This window comes from Bacteroidota bacterium (assembly GCA_039821555.1).
In the GTDB taxonomy this organism is placed as follows: domain Bacteria; phylum Bacteroidota; class Rhodothermia; order Rhodothermales; family Rubricoccaceae; genus JBCBEX01.
Map to the genome: position 1 here is coordinate 238,488 of JBCBNX010000004.1, position 16,326 is coordinate 254,813.

The 16,326-nt window shown below is 67.2% G+C and carries 15 protein-coding genes; 8 read left to right on the top strand and 7 right to left on the bottom strand.

Annotation, left to right across the window (positions count from 1 at the left end):
- Positions 1-3: 3 nt before the first annotated feature.
- Positions 4-1,143 (bottom strand): Gfo/Idh/MocA family oxidoreductase, encoded by a 1,140-nt coding sequence (locus AAFU51_06905; GenBank protein MEO1570982.1) that lies wholly within the window; start codon positions 1,141-1,143, stop codon positions 4-6.
- A 148-nt stretch (positions 1,144-1,291) separates the two neighbouring features.
- Between AAFU51_06905 and AAFU51_06910 the strand changes: the two genes are divergently transcribed.
- On the top strand, positions 1,292-2,143 hold the full coding sequence (locus tag AAFU51_06910) for a hypothetical protein (protein MEO1570983.1): 852 nt from the start codon (positions 1,292-1,294) through the stop codon (positions 2,141-2,143).
- Here the strand turns inward: AAFU51_06910 and AAFU51_06915 are convergent.
- The 3 genes from AAFU51_06915 to AAFU51_06925 form a co-directional block, all read right to left on the bottom strand.
- A complete protein-coding gene (locus AAFU51_06915) occupies positions 2,140-2,517 on the bottom strand; it encodes a hypothetical protein (GenBank protein MEO1570984.1) in 378 nt (125 codons plus the stop codon). The genes AAFU51_06910 and AAFU51_06915 overlap by 4 nt on opposite strands.
- 256 nt (positions 2,518-2,773) lie before the next feature.
- Positions 2,774-3,730: a branched-chain amino acid transaminase gene (locus AAFU51_06920; protein MEO1570985.1), complete on the bottom strand. Its 957-nt coding sequence runs from the start codon at positions 3,728-3,730 to the stop codon at positions 2,774-2,776.
- Between the two features lie 192 nt (positions 3,731-3,922).
- Positions 3,923-5,560 (bottom strand): sodium:solute symporter, encoded by a 1,638-nt coding sequence (locus tag AAFU51_06925; protein MEO1570986.1) that lies wholly within the window; start codon positions 5,558-5,560, stop codon positions 3,923-3,925.
- 238 nt (positions 5,561-5,798) lie between these two features.
- On the opposite strand from AAFU51_06925, the gene AAFU51_06930 reads away from it, so the two are divergent.
- Positions 5,799-6,839: an aldose epimerase family protein gene (locus AAFU51_06930; protein MEO1570987.1), complete on the top strand. Its 1,041-nt coding sequence runs from the start codon at positions 5,799-5,801 to the stop codon at positions 6,837-6,839.
- A gap of 4 nt (positions 6,840-6,843) precedes the next feature.
- Here the strand turns inward: AAFU51_06930 and fabG are convergent, their stop codons facing one another.
- The 3 genes from fabG to AAFU51_06945 form a co-directional block, all read right to left on the bottom strand.
- Entirely contained in the window at positions 6,844-7,590 is a 747-nt protein-coding gene (gene fabG / locus AAFU51_06935; protein ID MEO1570988.1) for a 3-oxoacyl-[acyl-carrier-protein] reductase, read from the bottom strand.
- 49 nt (positions 7,591-7,639) lie between these two features.
- A complete protein-coding gene (gene fabD / locus AAFU51_06940) occupies positions 7,640-8,554 on the bottom strand; it encodes an ACP S-malonyltransferase (protein ID MEO1570989.1) in 915 nt (304 codons plus the stop codon).
- 100 nt (positions 8,555-8,654) lie between these two features.
- Complete coding sequence (locus AAFU51_06945) at positions 8,655-9,683, bottom strand: beta-ketoacyl-ACP synthase III (GenBank protein MEO1570990.1); 1,029 nt, start codon at positions 9,681-9,683, stop codon at positions 8,655-8,657.
- Positions 9,684-10,001: 318 nt separating this feature from the next.
- Here AAFU51_06945 and AAFU51_06950 point away from each other — a divergent pair, with 318 nt between their 5' ends.
- The 6 genes from AAFU51_06950 (at position 10,002) to nadD (ending at position 16,284) form a co-directional block, all read left to right on the top strand.
- Positions 10,002-10,400, top strand: coding sequence for a response regulator transcription factor (locus AAFU51_06950; GenBank protein MEO1570991.1), 399 nt, complete (start codon positions 10,002-10,004; stop codon positions 10,398-10,400).
- A gap of 238 nt (positions 10,401-10,638) precedes the next feature.
- Positions 10,639-11,742 (top strand): T9SS type A sorting domain-containing protein, encoded by a 1,104-nt coding sequence (locus AAFU51_06955; GenBank protein MEO1570992.1) that lies wholly within the window; start codon positions 10,639-10,641, stop codon positions 11,740-11,742.
- 226 nt (positions 11,743-11,968) lie between these two features.
- A complete protein-coding gene (locus AAFU51_06960) occupies positions 11,969-13,084 on the top strand; it encodes a T9SS type A sorting domain-containing protein (GenBank protein MEO1570993.1) in 1,116 nt (371 codons plus the stop codon).
- 122 nt (positions 13,085-13,206) lie between these two features.
- A complete protein-coding gene (locus AAFU51_06965; protein ID MEO1570994.1) occupies positions 13,207-14,637 on the top strand; it encodes an ABC transporter substrate-binding protein in 1,431 nt (476 codons plus the stop codon).
- A 104-nt stretch (positions 14,638-14,741) separates the two neighbouring features.
- Positions 14,742-15,563, top strand: coding sequence for an outer membrane protein assembly factor BamD (gene bamD, locus AAFU51_06970; protein MEO1570995.1), 822 nt, complete (start codon positions 14,742-14,744; stop codon positions 15,561-15,563).
- Positions 15,564-15,666: 103 nt separating this feature from the next.
- The gene (gene nadD / locus AAFU51_06975) at positions 15,667-16,284 is read left to right on the top strand and encodes a nicotinate-nucleotide adenylyltransferase (protein MEO1570996.1); all 618 of its coding nucleotides are present in this window, start codon (positions 15,667-15,669) and stop codon (positions 16,282-16,284) included.
- The last annotated feature ends 42 nt before the right edge of the window (positions 16,285-16,326 follow it).

Consider the following 16,326-nt stretch of genomic DNA (forward strand, 5'->3'; position numbering starts at 1 on the left):
AGCTCAGTCAAAGCGAACCGTTTCGCCCGTCTGCGCCGAACGGAGCGCCGCGTCGAGGATCTCCATCACGATCAGGTTGGTCGGCAGCGACGAGAGGTCGGTACCGGGCTCGACCTCGCCCCGGACAACAGCCGCGAGGTAGGCGAACGGGTCGTCGTGCGGCACCGGCAGCGGCGCGACGGTGGAGCGCGTCTCGGCGTCCTCGCCCTCCAGGCGTACGCGGAGCGTGGTCGCGTCGTCGGCGTGCGCGAAGCCGGTGCGGCCGTAGACCTCCATGTCTTTGCGGTTGAACGGCCAGTTCCACGACGCTTGCACGATGGCCTGGGCCTCAGGGTAGGTGAGGATGATCGTCGCCTCGTCGTCCACGAGCGGGTAGACGTCGGGCTTGATCTGCTGCGTGACGGCGGTAACGGAGGTCGGGCGCTGGCCGTCGAGGAGCCACGTGGCGAGGCCCGCGCCGTAGCAGCCGAAGTCGAACAGTGCCCCCGCGCCGTTGAACTCGGGGTCGATGAGCCAGTCGAGGAACTCCTCGTTGACACCGATCTCCTGCGGGCCCTTGTGGCCGTCGTGCACGACGATCTTGCGCAGCGGGCCGAGGTCGCCCGCGTCGACGCGGCGCTGCGTCTCGTGGACGCTCGGGTACCACGTCGTCTCGTAGTTGGTGAGCAGGTGGATGCCCGCCGCCTCAGCGGCCTCGGCCATGGCGCGGGCGTCGTCGAGGCTGATCGCGAGTGGCTTCTCGACCAGAACGTGGATACCTCTCGCGGCAGCCCTTTCCACGACGGCGCGGTGGTCCTTGATCGTCGTGAAGACGGTCACCGCCTCGGGCTGGGCGGCGTCGAGCATTGCATCAAGGTCGGCATAGACGAGGTCCATCGCATAGCCGTGCTGCTCGGCGTAGCGCTCGGCGAGGTCGCGGTTGGGCTCCACGATGCCGACGATCTCGATGTCGCCGCGGTCCTCGCGCCCGAGGATCCAGTGGACGTGCGTGTGGACGAGCCCAACGACGCCGACACGGACGGGCTGAGGTTCGTCGGGCGGGGTCTCGTCGGGCGACGCCTCGTCGGCTGTGGACTGTGCGTGCGCGGCATGGGGCAAGGTGAGGAGGAACAGCGCGAACGAGAGAGCAACGAGTAGGCGCATGAAAACGGGCGAGCGAGGAAACAGGCGCGGCAAGATAGACCGGCGGCGCAGACCTGCTCGACGCAGCGGATGCGTGCCCAGGCCGATCTTGCGGCGCTGTCCACTGAACTCGCTCCCGACCGCTGTGCACCGTTGCGCCTTCCTCACCATGGCCGACCCCACCGGCTTCGTCATCGACGACGACCTCGCCGTGGCGCCGCTCGCCGCGCTCGGCTGGCACGTCGACCGCGTGCCGTGGACGTCGCACGTCGACTGGGACGCCTACGACCTCGTCATTATCCGCTCGCCGTGGGACTACCAGCATCACGCCGAGGCCTTCCTCACCGTGCTCGCCGAGATCGAGGCGTCGTCGGCGCGGCTAGAGAACCCGCTCGCGCTCGTCCGCTGGAACCTGGAGAAGGGCTACCTCCGCGACCTCGAAGCGGACAGCATTGCGATCGTCCCGACGGCGTGGTCGCAGGGGCTCGATACCAAACTCGGCGGTGCGCTCGACAGCTATTTCGACGCCTTCGGCACGGATCAACTCATCGTCAAGCCCACCGTCAGCGCCAACGCCGACGACACGTTCTGGCTCACGCAGCCCCTCGACGACGCGACGCGCACGACGCTCGCGGCCACGTTCGCGGACCGCGCGTGCATGGTGCAGCCGTTCGTGCCCGCCGTGCTCTCCGAGGGCGAGTTCTCGCTGTTCTACTTCGCCGGGGCCTACAGCCACACGATCCTGAAGACGCCGAAGCCGAAGGACTTCCGCGTCCAGGAAGAGCACGGCGGCCTCATCCGCGCCATCCGTCCCGAGCCCGTCCTCCGCGAGCGCGCCGACGCCGTGATGGCAACGCTGACCCCCGCTCCGCTCTACGCCCGCGTCGACTTTGTGCGGATGCCCGTCGGCACGTTCGCCGTGATGGAAGTCGAGCTGATCGAACCGGCGCTGTACCTCCGCATGGACGCCGACGCCCCCGAGCGCTTCGCCCACGCCGTCGATGCGTGGATGAGCGACTAAGTTGTCGTGAGCAGGTCGCGCGAGCGCCATTCCACGAAGCCCAGGCCACCCACATAGATCGCCTCGCCCAGCAGGTGCAGCAGGCCCGTCGGCCCAATGGTAGCGCGGTGCAGTACAACGAGCGCGATGCAGACGAGCGGCCACGCCATGTTGGCGCTCGCCAGCAGCGAGAGCAGCGGCTCCGGCCGCACCGTACGACGCGCCAGCGAGAGGGAGAACGACCCGTACACGAGGTTCATCACCCCGGTGAAGAGCAGAACGCTCCGTGGGAGTCCGTGCAGGTCGGCGAGCCACCCACTCAGCGCGAGCACCAGCACCCCCACGGCCAGTGCCCCACTGCAGTCGATCCAGAGCAGGTTGCGGCGCCAGGTCACCTCAGGCGGAAAAGTGCTGTGTAGAAGCCCGACGGTGTTTGCCGGCCGGATTGCCAGCACGGCTCCCCCCCTGCTTGTATGCCTGCAACGGCGCACAAGCTGTCTCCGTCGCCCCCGAGGGGGACAGTCCGAGGGACGGAGGTTGGCAGAACGGAGACGGGGCGGGGCGGCGATTCGTGCACCGTCCTTCGGCCTACGCCTTCACCACCTTGACAGCCCGAGGCGGCTTCGCTTCCTGCTCCTCCCTTCGAACTTCCTACGCTTCGGCGGCCGCCGTTTCGCGCACGGTGTCGGACGCCTCTTCGTTGACGAAGGTGAGCCAGCCGTGCGGGTTGTCCGTGTCGCGCAGCGCGCTAAAGTAGGCGTCCTGGATCTGCTTCGTGATCGGGCCGCGCGAGCCGGAGCCGATCTGGTAGCGGTCGACGGAGCGGATCGGCGTGACCTCGGCGGCGGTGCCGGTGAAGAACAACTCGTCGGCCACGTAGAGCGCCTCGCGTGGGATGCTCGCCTCCTTGATCTCGTAGCCCATCGACTCCGCGAGCGTGATGACCGTGTTGCGCGTGATGCCGGGCAGGATCGAGAGGCCGGTCGGCGCGGTGTGGAGTACGCCGTCTTTGATGACGAACAGGTTCTCGCCCGAGCCCTCGGAGAGGTAGCCGTCGACGGAGAGCGCGATGCCTTCGGTGAAGCCGTTGAGCACGGCCTCCATCTTGATGAGCGACGCGTTGAGGTAGTTACCGCCCGCCTTGGCGAGGCTCGGCGTGGTGTTCGGCGCGTTGCGGTTCCACGTCGACACCTGCACGTCGACGCCCTGCTCGATGGCCTCGTCGCCGAGGTACTTGCCCCAGTCCCACACGGCGATGAACGTCTCGACGTAGTTCTTGAGCGGGTTGACGCCCATGCTGCCCATGCCGCGGTAGATCACGGGGCGGATGTAGCAGCTTTCGAGGCCGCTCGCGTGGATCGTGTCGACGACGGCCTGGTTCAGCGCGGCGAGGTCATAGCCCGAGTCCATGCGGTGGATCTTCGCCGAGTCGATGAGCCGCTGCATGTGCTCCGGAAGGCGGAAGACGGCCGGGCCGCGCGCGGTGTCGTAGGCGCGGACGCCCTCGAAGACGGACGAGCCGTAGTGGACGACGTGCGAGAGGACGTGGATGGTGGCGTCTTCGTAGGCGACGAGGTCGCCGTTGAACCAGATCTTCGGGTGCGACATGACAGCAGGGCGTACGGGCTGAAGGGAAGGGCGGAAGGGCCACCCGGAACCGAGAGGGTGGTTGTCAGGATCCGCAGAGAAGTTGGGCTGCTCAAAATACGGCGCGGTGCTTCTTCACCAGAAGCGCTTCCGGCGAAGAATCGACGCTGCTCAGCTACGTAAGAGGGCTAGGGTAGCGCCGCGCTCTGCGGGCTACGAGAACACGGTCCAGACGATGATCACCGCGAGGATGAGCAGGCCCGTGAGCGCGAGGTCGAGGCGACGGCGCTGCGGATTCGAGAAGGCGGAGGCCGTGATCAGATCGTCCTGTCTCTGGGCGAGCGTCTGCTCGTCGGCGGTGGCGAAGGTGAGCCCGGCGATCTGCTCGCGCGAGGGCGGGGCCGTGGCGAGGCTCACCGCGACCAGCACGGTCGTGCAGATCACGAACAGCACGATGGCGAAGTGCAGGAAGTTGATCTCGGTGAAGAAGCCTGCTTCCATCCCAGCCGACTCCATCGTGAGGCGCGCCAGGCCGAGCACGAAGCCCGTCAGCAACGACGCGAGCGCGCCGGGGGCGTTGAGGCGGCTCCACAGCAGCCCGAAGAGGAACACCGCCGCGATCGGCGGCGCGATGTAGGCCTGCACCGACTGGAGGTAGACGTACAGCCCCCCCTCGGCCGCCTCGACGAGCGGAATCCACATCAGGCCGAGCACCGTCAGCACCACCGTCGAGAGGCGGCCGACCCACACGAGCCGCTGCTCGCTGGCGTCGGGGTTGAGCTTCTTGTAGACGTCCCACGTGATGAGCGTCGAGCACGAGTTGAACACGCTCGACAGGCTCGACATGAGCGCAGCGAGCAGCCCCGCGATCACGAGGCCGCGCAGGCCCGCCGGGAGGAGCGCCGCCACGAGCGTCGGTAGTGCCTCGTTCTCGTCGGCGAGCGTGATGGTGCCGTTCTGCGTGAGCACGTAGGCGATCAGGCCCGGCAGCACGAAGAGGAACAGCGGCAGCAGCTTCAGGATGCCCGCGAAGATGGTCCCGCGCCGTGCCTCGTCGATGTTCTTCGCCGAGAGCGTCCGCTGCACGATGAACTGGTCCGTGCACCAGTACCACACGCCCAGGATCGGCGCGCCGAAGAGGATGCCCGTCCATGGGAAGTCGGGGTCGGTCATCGGCTTCCACATGCTCAGAAAACCATCGGGCACGCCCTCGGCCAGCCCGCTCCAGCCGCCGATGGCGCTCAGGCCGAGGAGCGTCACGGCGAGCGAACCGCCGATGAGCACGAACGTCTGGATGAGGTCGGTGTAGAGCACCGCGCGCAGGCCGCCGAAGACGGTGTAGGCGCCTGTCGCCACGACCACGATGAGCGCGCCCGTCCAAAACTCGACGCCGACGGCGCTGAAGACGACCGCCCCCGCGAAGATGGTCACGGAGATCTTCGTCAGCACGTAGGCGATGATCGAAATGGTGGCGAGGTACCACCGCGCGCCTGCCGAGTAGCGCTTCTCCAGAAACTCGGGCATCGTGAAGACGCCGCTCTTGATGTAGAACGGCACAAACACCCACCCGAGCAGCAGCAGGATGAGCGACGCGAGCACTTCGAACTGCCCCGGCGCGACACCCGACACGGCGCCCGACCCGGCAAGCCCCACGAGGTGCTCCGAGCCGATGTTCGACGCGAAGAGCGACGCCCCAATCACGAACCAGCCGACGTTGCGTCCAGCGAGGAAGTAGTCGGCGGAGTCCTCGCTCGCAGCGCGTCGCCGCTCGCGGATCGTGGCCCCGATGGCGACGCCGAAGACGACGAGGAAATAGAGGCCGACGACGGCCCAGTCGAGCGTGGCGAGCATGGGAGTGCAGACAGGGTGGGGGAAACGACCAGGGAGTATAGCGCCCCGTTTAGGACAAGGGGAAGGGTCCCGGTGTTTGGCCGGACGATGGGCGGGCCGCGCGGCGCTCCCCATATCGACCGGCACGTTGGCATGTCGACCGGCACGTTGGCGTCGGTCGCGCCAGGCCCTCGGGATCTTGGTCGTGCCGTACGGTGTCGGGATTGCCCGTCCCATTCGCCCTCTCTCCCTTGTGCCCGTGCCTGACCGACTTGCCGCCGAACCCTGGGGCCTGCTGCCCGACGGCTCCCGCGCTACCCTCTTCACCCTCCGCAACGCCCGCGGCACGACCGTGCAGGTGAGCGACTTCGGCGCGCTCCTCGTCTCGATCCGAACCGCAGACCAGCACGGCGACTTCGAGGAGATCGCGCGCGGGACGCAGCGCTGCGCCGACTACCACCACAACCCGGCGTGCTTCGGCGCGCTCGTGGGCCGCGTGGCCAACCGGATCGGGTACGGGCGGTTCACGCTCGACGGGCAGACCTACGAGGTGGCGTGCAACAATGGCCCGCACCACATCCACGGGGGCGCGCACGGCTTCCACCAACACGCCTGGGCGGCTGAGCCGTTCGAGACGCTCACCACAAGCGGGGTCGTGCTCACCCGGGTGAGTCCCGATGGGGAGGAAGGCTACCCCGGCGCGCTCGCCGTGACGGCGACCTACACACTCACAGACGACGATGCGCTCACGCTCGACCTGCACGCCACGACCGACGCGCCCACGCTTGTCAACCTGACGCAGCACACCTACTTCAACCTCGACGGCCCCGATGCCGACGTGCGGGAGCACCGCCTCACGGTCCACGCAGACGCCTTTCTCCCGACGGACGCGACGTATCTCCCGACCGGCGAAATCCGCCCCGTGGACGGCACGCCGTTCGACCTACGCACACCAACGCGGCTCGGCGACCGACTCGCCGCCGATGTGGTTGCCGCCGACGCGCAGCTCACGCTTGCCAACGGCTACGATCACAACTACGTGCTCGGCATGACGCCGACGTCTGCCCCGGAGCTGGCTGCCGAAGTCAGAGCCCCGTCGAGCGGGCGCACCCTCGCCGTGTGGACGACCGAGCCCGGCATCCAGGTGTTCACCGGGCACGGGCCGCACGCCGCGCTCGCGCTTGAAACGCAGCACTTCCCGGATGCGCCGAATCAGCCGGGCTTTCCGTCGATTGTGCTGCGGCCGGGCGAGACCTACGCCTCGCAGACGCGCTTCCGGTTCGGTGTGCAGGCCGCGTAGCCCTTTACATCGCGAGGCCCCCGTCGACGTGGAGGACGTGGCCGGTGATGTAGCGCGCGGCGTCGGAGGCGAGGAAGACCGCGGCGGCGGCGATGTCGGCGGGGTCGCCGAGGCGCTTGAGCGGAAGATTAGCCATCAGCGCGTCGCGGGCGGCGTCGCCGAGCTCCGAGGTCATGTCGGTCTGGATGTAGCCGGGTGCGATCACGTTGGCCGTCACGCCCCGCCCGCCGAGTTCCTTAGCGAGGCTCTTTGTGAAGCCGATGATGCCCGCCTTTGACGCGGCGTAGTTCGCCTGCCCCGGGTTGCCCATCACGCCCACCACCGACGACACATTGATGACGGTGCCGCCGCGCTGCTTCATCATCGGGCGGTAGACGGCCTTCGAGAAGTTGAACACGCTCTTGAGGTTCGTCTCGATGACGGCGTCCCAGTCGTCCTCGCTCATGCGGATGAGGAGCGTGTCGCGCGTGATGCCCGCGTTGTTGACGAGCACGTCGAGTTGACCCCAGGCACCCAGAAGGCCCTTGACGGCCTCCTCGGCGGCGCTCATCTCGGCGGCATCGCCCTGGAAGGCCATTGCCTCGACGCCGCGCCCCTGAAGCTCCGCGACGAGCGCGTCGGCGGTCTCGGTGGACGAGCGGTAGGTGAACGCGACCTTCGCACCCGCGTCGGCGAAGGCTTCCACGATGGCGCGGCCGATCCCGCGCGTGCCGCCCGTCACCAGCGCTGTTTTTCCTGCAAGTGAAGCCATGAGTCAAGGAGGTAAAGTCTGAGGGGGAATTGGAGAGAGCAGAGGAGTGTCAGCCAAAGTTGTCAACCGCCCCAGCTTGCGCGGTGTCGGCTTGGCGTCCGAGCGTGCGCTTGACGAGCCCGGAGAGCACCTTGCCGGAGCCGACCTCCACGAAGCGCGTCGCGCCGTCGTCCTGAATGCGGCTGAGCGACTGCGACCAGCGAACGGGTGCGGTGAGTTGCTCGATGAGGCGGCGGCGGATCTCGTCGGGGTCGGTGGTGGGGGCCGCGGTCACGTTGAGCACGACTGGGCAGCGCGGCGTCTGGATGTCGAGCGCGTCGAGCGTGGCGGCGAACGCGGCCTGGGCGTCGGCCATGAGGGGCGAGTGGAAGGCCCCGCTCACCGAGAGCGGCAGCACGCGCTTGGCGCTGGCTTCGCTGAAGGCGTCCATCGCACGCTCCACCGCCGCCACGTCGCCCGAGACGACGACTTGGCCGGGCGCGTTGTAGTTGGCCGGCACGACCACGCCGTCGCCCGCGGCCGACACGTCCGTGCAGATCTGCTCCACGGCGGCGTCTTCGAGGCCAAGCACGGCGACCATCGTGCCAGCGCGAGCCTCTGCCATCAACTCGCTGCGGCGGCGCACCACGCGGAGGCCGTCGGTGAACGAGAAGGCCCCGGCCGCTGCAAGGGCGCTGTATTCGCCGAGGCTATGCCCGGCCGTGACGGCAGGGTGCTGGCCGCGGGCTTCGAGGATGGCAAACGCGGCGAGGCTGTGCGTGTAGAGCGCGGGCTGCGTGTATTCCGTCTCCGTGAGCCGCATCTCGGCGTCCTCGGCACTGCCGAACATCAGGCTGGTCAACGAGAAGCCAAGCGTGGCGTCGGCCTCGTCGAACACGGCTTTGGCTTCGGGAAACGACAGCGCGAGGTCAGCACCCATCCCAACGAACTGGGAGCCCTGGCCGGGGAAGAGGTAAGCGAGCATGGGGGAAGTGAGGGGTGAAGAGTTTGACGGGCGAAGCCGATGTGGCGCGGCTAGAGAAAGAGCTCACGGTGAGCCAGGCGGGCGGGACTGCCACCCACTTCTACCCTTCTACGTCTGACTTCGCATGTCCATCGTAGGCCCAGCGCACGTGGGCGGCGCCCCAGGTAAAGCCACCGCCGAAGGCGGCCAGGACTAGGTTGTCGCCCCGGTTCAGTTGGTTTTCCCAGTCATAGAGGCAGAGCGGAATCGTGGCCGCGGTCGTGTTGCCGTAGTGCCCGATGTTGATCATCGCCTGCGAGGACGGGATGCCCATGCGGCGGGCCGTCGCGTCGATGATGCGGAGGTTGGCCTGGTGCGGGACGAGGTAGCGTACGTCGTCGCTGGTCAGTCCGGCTTTCTCCATGAGCTCGACCGCGGCGTCGGCCATGCCCTCCACGGCGCGCTTGAACACCGAGCGGCCGTCCTGGCGGATGCTGTGCATCTTCTTTTCGACGGTCTCGTGCGTGGGTGGGTGCAGACTGCCGCCGCCGTCCATGCGCAAGTACTCCGCGCCGGAGCCGTCGACGTACTCGACCGACTCCAGCACGCCAACGGGCTTGCCGTCGACGGCGTCGTCGGTGGCTTCCAGGAGGACAGCCCCGGCGGCGTCGCCGAAGAGGATGCAGGTGGTGCGGTCCGACCAGTCGAGGATCGAGCTCATCTTGTCGGCGCCGACGACGAGCACGCGCTCGTGCTTGCCGGCCTCGATGAACCGCGCGCCGGTGGAAAGCGCGAAGAGGAAGCCCGAACAGGCCGCGAGGATGTCGTAGCCCCACGCCTTCGTCGCGCCGAGGTCGCGCTGCACGAGGCAGGCCGTCGCCGGGAAGAGCATGTCCGGCGTGACGGTGGCCACGATGATGAGGTCCACGTCTTCGGCCGCGACGCCCGCCTTGTCGAGTGCTTCCCGGCAGGCACGCGTGGCCATGTAGGACGTGGCCTTGTCCTTGTCGCGGAGGATGCGGCGCTCAGTGATGCCGGTGCGGGTGCGGATCCACTCGTCGTTGGTGTCGACGAGGCGTTCGAGGTCCGCGTTGGTGAGGCGCTCCTCGGGGAGGAAGTGGCCGACGGCGGTGATGGCAGCGCGCGGCATAGGGGGTGGGGCGCAAGATGGATGGGGACGAAGGAGCAGAAAAAGGTACGCCCCGGCTCCGGTTCCGCCTGCGAAGCGCCGCCCAATCCTCGGCAGCCTTCCTGAAAAAGGAGCCAGCGTTTTGACTTGTAGGACAAAAGCTGACAGATGCCTGCGTCGTTGACTACGACGTCGGGGGTGCGGGCGTGCAACCTTGCAGGCCAAACCCCGCTTTCGCTTCGGCGCGGGTCTGCGCTACCATGATCGTGTAACCCTCGCGCGCTCCTCGGTAGCTCCATGCAGCCCCCTGTCCGGCACTCCCTCACGTGGCCCCACGCCGTGCCTCTCAACGCTCCTGTCGCCTCCGACACGCTGCGCGTCGTCATCGCCGATGATGCCCCGGCCGTTCGTGCGCACCTCCTGGACCGGCTTGCGCAGATCAAGCGCGTCGAGGTGGTCGGTGAGGCGGAAAACTCCCCGCAGGCCGTCGCCGCCGTCAACGACACGACCCCGGACCTCGTCGTGCTCGACATCCAGATGCCAGGCATGAACGGCATCCAAGCGCTCAAGCGCATCAAGCGCGACCATCCCGCCACGACGGTCATCATGCTGACCAACCACAGCAACCCCTACTACCGCCAGAAGTGCATGGCCGAAGGGGCGAGCTACTTCTTCGACAAGTCCAACGACTTCGACGAGTTGGAGGCCACGGTCCGGTTCCTTGCTGCCGAAGCATAGCCCGACAGTCGCACTACGTCTGAGCGGGGTCGATCGAGGAATCGGTTCTGCTATCGTGTGGACGGACACAGGAACAACACCAGATCAGCGTTAGTGGAGGCTGGGGGTATCCCCTGGGGCCGTCCTGAGGCTCTCGTCACGGCTGTCCCACCTCCAACTTCCTCGCTTGCTACGTATGCCTGCAGTCCCGTCGCCACGCATCCTCTTCCGTAGGTCCAGCGCGAGGAACTCGTGTCGTATGGCGTTGGCCGTTCTCGCGTGTGCCGCCGCGCTCATGCTGGGCGCGTGCGACTCCTCGACGACGGAGCCTACAGACGAGCGCTTCGGCATCGCAGTCGTCGCCGAGACACCGGGCGGGGAGCCGGTGGTGGGGCTGCGCGTAGCGATCCGTCCCTGCATTGATGTGAACTTGACAGGCGGGCAAGGGGACCCCTGTGTCGCGGACGCGCCGACCGCGCCCACACAGCCTGCTGCAATCGCAAAAACGAGCGGTGTCACGTATCAGGGCTTTGAGGTGGAAACCAGTGGGCTTCTCCTGGAAGCGTTGCTCTTCTTTCGGTGGCGTACAACCATGGAGGTCAACAATCGCGGCTTTGAGGTGCAGATTCGCGAGGCGAGTGCCGAGGAGTACGAGGTGCTCGGGTTCGTGGAGGGAGCGGGGACGATCGAGGAACTCCAGTTCTATGAGTTTCGGATCACCATCACCGTGGGGAGCTACGTACTGCGGCTCCGTCAGGAGGACCTGGACGGCACCTCTACCTTCAGTGACGAGGTCCCGGTCACGTATGAGGCGCCCCCCATTCCGTCAAGTCGCCTGACCTCGGTGTATCCCAACCCTTTCACGGACCAGACAACCCTCGACTACTTCATAGGAGACGAAAGCCCGAACACACGCGTCGATATCGTTGACCTCGCTGGGAATGTCGTGTACACCAATGACGAGCCCCTGCAGCCAGCGAGAGGCTACCGGATTCAGTGGACCGCCGAAGGGGTACCTAGCGGGGTGTACACCGTCCGGGTTCGCGTCGATGACGAGGTCGTAGGCGCGTTTGCGGTGGCGCGGTGGGCCGTGCTCCCGGACGACGCCATCGATGGCTCAGACGTGCGCGGGGCGACCAACGCGATGGGCACTTTCGAGACGCTCGATGTCATGCTAGCCCCGGCGTTCTACGGCCCGGACGAGTTGGAGTATCGCGGGCTCAACAACGAGTTGCTCGGCACCTTTGCGCTGCCAGAGCGCGTGCGCGTCACGCTCATCGATCCGGCGACGGGCGCGCAGCAGGCCTACGACCGCGCCATCGTGGACGGACCGAACACGTTCGCGCTCACGTGGGACCAGTGAGGTTGCGCGGGAGAACCCGCTTCCACCGGATCCGGTGAGGGTAGCAGGCGTCCACCGACGAATGAGCCCGACAGATTCGTGCGGTCTCAGGGCTTCGGGTTCGCGGCCGCTCGCGTTTGAGGTGAGGTTGAAGGTGTGCCTTGTAGGTATCGGGGGATCCCCCCTATCCTTGCGCCCTGAGTCTCATCGACACCCTGGCCATCCCACCACACCCCTCCCTCCGCGCATGCCTTCTGTACGTCTTTCGCTTTTGGCTCTTGCCCTGGTTCTCGCCGCGTGCGATTCATCCTCGACAGAAACCGACGCGCCCGATCCCGCTGACCCGCCGAATGACCGCTTCCGCATTGCGGTCGTTGCCGAGACGCCAGGCGGGGAGCCCGTCGAGGGGCTACGCGTGGCAATCCGTCCCTGCTTCTCGGCGCTGTCCGTAGGAGTGCTGGCGGAGACGTGTGTGGCGGCAGCGGAGGCGGCTCCTCACCAGGCTCTCGCGGGTAAAACGTCGAGCACGGTCACGTACGAGCGTGTCGATGCGACGATCATTGAAGGGCTCTCAGAATCGACGCTCAACGTCACGTGGGTCACGTCGGCGGAGGCCGAGAACTTGGGCTTCGAGGTGCAGCTACGTGAGAAGAGCGCAGGGGGCTTCTCCGTCATCGGCTTCGTGGAAGGCGGGGGGACGACGGGCAGCGACCGCTCCTATGAGTTCGAGGCGCCCATCGCCCCCGGTGACTACGTGCTTCAGTTGCGTCACGAGGACACGCAGGGCGTCTCCGGCCTTAGCGACGAAGTGCTGGTGTCGCCCTCGCAGAGCGGCCTCGGTGCGGTCTTTCCGAATCCGTTCCTCCAGCGGGCCACCGTGTCGTATTTCATTGGGGACGAAAGCCACGATGCGCGCGTTGAAATCCGCGACCTCCCAGGGAATTTGGTGTTCACGGATGAGCGGCCTGCGCAGTCCACCGGCAGCTTCGCAGCCGTCTGGGAGGGTGGGGGCGTGCCCACGGGCGTCTATGTTGTCCGCATGCTCGTCAACGACATGGTGGTGAGCGAGCGCTTCGCTGCGCGCTGGGTCGCCTTCCCTGTGGGCCTCACCGACGGGCCAGACGTGCGCGGGGAGACTGATGCCGACGGCGCGTTCGAGACGCTCGACGTCACCCTAGCGCCTGCGTTCAACGGCTCGGGCGAACTAGCCTACCGAGGGGAGAACAACGAATTGCTCGGCACCTTCACGATGCCGAAGCGCGTGCGCGTCACCCTCGTCGACCCGGTTACGAGCGCGCAGCAGACCTACGACCGCGCCATCGTGGACGGCCCAAACGCGTTCACGCTCACGTGGGACCAGTGAGACTGCAGCAGGCAGAGGGGAGTGCAGCAGGCGGTCTTCCGGTGCGGCTCCAAATCCGACGTGCATTCACGGGGAGAAGCGCAGCGGCGGTGTAGTTTGCTCCGCTCTCCACCCCGCCCGCCATGCGCCTGCTCCCCCTCGCAGTTCTGCTCTTCGTCCTCGCCTCGCTCGGCATCGCTCCGAGTGCGGCCCAGCCCGTTGAGGCCCCGACGAGTGCGCGGGCTGAGGCGAGCTTCGAGCGCGGCCTCGTGCGCTACGAGGCTGCCGACTATGGGGCGGCTGCCACCTGGTTCTTGCAGGCTGCCACCAACTTCGGCTTCCACACGAAGACGACCGCCGCCTACCTGATGGCTGGCAAGGCGCACTATGCCGAGGCCGACTTCCCGGCAGCCCTCGGCATCTTCACCACGCTGGTGAACCAGTTTCCGCGCAGCCGCTATGCGCCCGAAGCGCAGCGGCTCCTCGAAGCCTCCGTCCGCGCGAGCCGGACCGAGCCGCGCGGGCCGTTCAACCTCGGCATCATGCTGCCCGTCGGCGAACGCGATGGCAACTTCAGCCAGGCCCTCTTCAACGGCATCCGCATCGCCGTGGACGAGCACAACGGGGCCAACCCCGCCGCACCTGTCCGGATGGTCTTCCGGGACTCGCAGGGCAGCGGCGACGGGGCACGTGTGGCGCTGGGCCTCCTCGCCAGCCAAAATGCGGGCGCCGTGATCGGGCCGCTCTACAGCGCCGAGGCGCTCGACGCTGCCGAGGCTGCCGAGCGGCAGCAGCTCCCGCTGCTCGCGCCGATGGCCACGGACGAGGCCGTCACGGAGCGCCGGCGCTACGCCTTCCAACTCAACCCTACGCCCACGACCCGCGCCCGCACCATGGCGCGCTTTGCCCTCGACGGCATGGGCGCACGGACGCTGGGCGTCGTGGCTGAGCAGGATGGCACCGGCGGGCGCATGGCCCCGGTCTTCGATGCAACGGCTACCCGCCTCGGCGCGACGGTGCCCGTCTATGACCTGCTCGGCGACCGCCGCGACTGGTTCTCGCTCACCCAGCGCCTCCCCGCCACCGACCTCGCCACCCTCGACGCGCTCTACGTGCCGCTCGACAGCCGCGACGCGGAGCAGACGATGCGCAATGTGGTGCGCAACCTCGACCAAGCTGGCGTGGGCCTGCGCCTCCTGGGCAACGGCGTGTGGCACACGATGAGCGACATCGAGCCCGCCGGTCCCTTCGCCCTGGCCTACACGCTCGACTTCGTCCCCGACCGTGATCGCCTCGGCGGGCTCGACTTCGTGGAGCGCTACCGGGCGCTCTCGGGCGGCGTAGACCCCGACCGCCTCGCCTACACCGGCTACGACACCGCGCGCTTCCTCCTCACCCAGCTTGCATCGCTCCCCGCGACCGAGAACGCGCCCCGCGACGCGCTCGCCAACGCGCTCCGCAGCGCCGCGCCCTACCAGGGGCTCGGCATCCGCATCGACCTGGCAGGCGGGCAGAGCAACCAGGCGCTCTACCTCATGGAAGTCCGCGACGGACAGCGCGTGCTCGTCGAATAGCCGATGCCCTACGCCGACCTGCAATAAGGCCGCGGGGCCTCGCGTTCTTCGCCGACGCGCTCGCTGCCGCCTTGGATACGATCTCTAGACCACCTCGCCGACTCATGGCGCCTCTCTCGCGTCTCCTCTCGCTCGCTCTCATGCTGGCCGCACTCGTCCTCTGGGCCGGGTGCAGTGCTGCAGGCCGCGTCTCCTCCGATACGCCTGAGGAGGCCTACAACAAGGGCCTCAACGATTTCGAGCGCGGCAAATGCGTCCGCGCCATCGATCACTTCCGGAGCGTCTTCGACTTTGGGCGCACCCACGAGTGGGCCGACGACGCCCAGCTCCACCTCGCCAAAGCCTACCAGTGCAACCGCGAGTTTCTGCTCGCCGGTAGCGAATACACCCGCTTCATCGAGTTCTACCGCAACGACCTGCGGCAGGAAGAGGCCGAACTCGGACGCATCGAGAGCTACTACCGCCTCTCGCCGCCGTACCAGCTCGACCAGACCGAGACGAAGCGGGCCATCGGCTTTATCCGCGGCTACCTCCGCCGCTACCCCGCTGGCGAAGGCGCGGATCAAGCCGTGCAGCGCCTCGAAGAGCTGAACGAGAAGCTGGCCCGCAAGCAGTTCGAGGCTGGCCAGCTCTACATGCGGCGCGAACTCTACGAAGCCGCTGCGCTTGCCTATCTCGCCGTCCTCGACGAGCACCCCAGCTCGCCCTACGCCGACGACGCGCTCCTGGGGGCGCTGCGCGCGCAGACCACCTACGCGCAGAACAGCATCCCCGCCCGGCAAGCCGACCGCTTCCAGGAGGCACTCGGTACCTACGACCGCTTCGTGCAAATCTTCCCCGAGTCACCGCTCGTGCGCCAGGCCGAATCGGTCTATGACGTTGCCCAGCGTGGACATGACGCCGCCACAGCCCGCGCTGGAGGCTGAGACCTGCCGAAGTCTGACCTGCCGAAGTCTGACCTGCCGAAGTCTGACCTGCCGAAGTCTGACCTGTAGCAATGCCTGACCTGTTCAGCAACGCAGGACGCGCATGACAACCGCACGCCTGGGCTTGTTCGGAGGCACGTTCAACCCGCCTCATATCGCACACCTCGCAGTCGCAGAGGCGATGGGAGAGGCACTAGGCCTAGACCGCGTCTTGTGGATGCCTGCAGCCACGTCGCCGTTCAAGCAGGGCGATCCGGCGTCTGTTGCACCGGAACATCGCCTCGCGATGGTCGAGCTTGCCGTCCGGGACAACCCCCGCTTCGAGGCATCGGACCTGGAGATCCGGCGCGCTGGGGTCTCGTACACCGTGGACACCGTGGAAGCCCTCCGCGCTGCGCGTCCCAGTCAGGCACTCGTGCTGCTGCTCGGCGGCGACAGCCTGGCCGGTTTTACGCGCTGGCATCGCTGGGAGGCACTGCTCGCGCAAGTCACCCTCGGCGTCTACCGCCGCCCTGGGGACGGACTCAGCGAAGACCTCCGTGAACTGCCCGCCTCGGTGCGCGCAAAGGTGACCACGGTAGACGCGCTGCGCCTAGATGTGTCGAGTACACAGCTTCGGAAGAGGGTGTCGGAAGCGAGGACAATTCGGTATATGGTTCCGGAAGCGCTTCGGAAGTATATCGACAAACACGGTCTATACAAAAACCGCGCACAGGCTTAATAGTCAGTTGATTGGGGTGTCGGAAGAAGATGTAATATCTTA

Excerpts from the sequence above, each read along its gene's own strand:
- AAFU51_06905 (MEO1570982.1), bottom strand. The coding sequence starts at position 1,143 with ATGCGCCTACTCGTTGCTCTCTCGTTCGCGCTGTTCCTCCTCACCTTG.
- AAFU51_06965 (MEO1570994.1), top strand. The coding sequence starts at position 13,207 with ATGCGCCTGCTCCCCCTCGCAGTTCTGCTCTTCGTCCTCGCCTCGCTC.
- fabG (MEO1570988.1), bottom strand. The coding sequence starts at position 7,590 with ATGGCTTCACTTGCAGGAAAAACAGCGCTGGTGACGGGCGGCACGCGC.
- AAFU51_06925 (MEO1570986.1), bottom strand. The coding sequence starts at position 5,560 with ATGCTCGCCACGCTCGACTGGGCCGTCGTCGGCCTCTATTTCCTCGTC.
- AAFU51_06910 (MEO1570983.1), top strand. The coding sequence starts at position 1,292 with ATGGCCGACCCCACCGGCTTCGTCATCGACGACGACCTCGCCGTGGCG.
- AAFU51_06945 (MEO1570990.1), bottom strand. The coding sequence starts at position 9,683 with ATGCCGCGCGCTGCCATCACCGCCGTCGGCCACTTCCTCCCCGAGGAG.
- AAFU51_06960 (MEO1570993.1), top strand. The coding sequence starts at position 11,969 with ATGCCTTCTGTACGTCTTTCGCTTTTGGCTCTTGCCCTGGTTCTCGCC.
- nadD (MEO1570996.1), top strand. The coding sequence starts at position 15,667 with ATGACAACCGCACGCCTGGGCTTGTTCGGAGGCACGTTCAACCCGCCT.
- fabD (MEO1570989.1), bottom strand. The coding sequence starts at position 8,554 with ATGCTCGCTTACCTCTTCCCCGGCCAGGGCTCCCAGTTCGTTGGGATG.
- AAFU51_06955 (MEO1570992.1), top strand. The coding sequence starts at position 10,639 with ATGGCGTTGGCCGTTCTCGCGTGTGCCGCCGCGCTCATGCTGGGCGCG.
- bamD (MEO1570995.1), top strand. The coding sequence starts at position 14,742 with ATGGCGCCTCTCTCGCGTCTCCTCTCGCTCGCTCTCATGCTGGCCGCA.
- AAFU51_06920 (MEO1570985.1), bottom strand. The coding sequence starts at position 3,730 with ATGTCGCACCCGAAGATCTGGTTCAACGGCGACCTCGTCGCCTACGAA.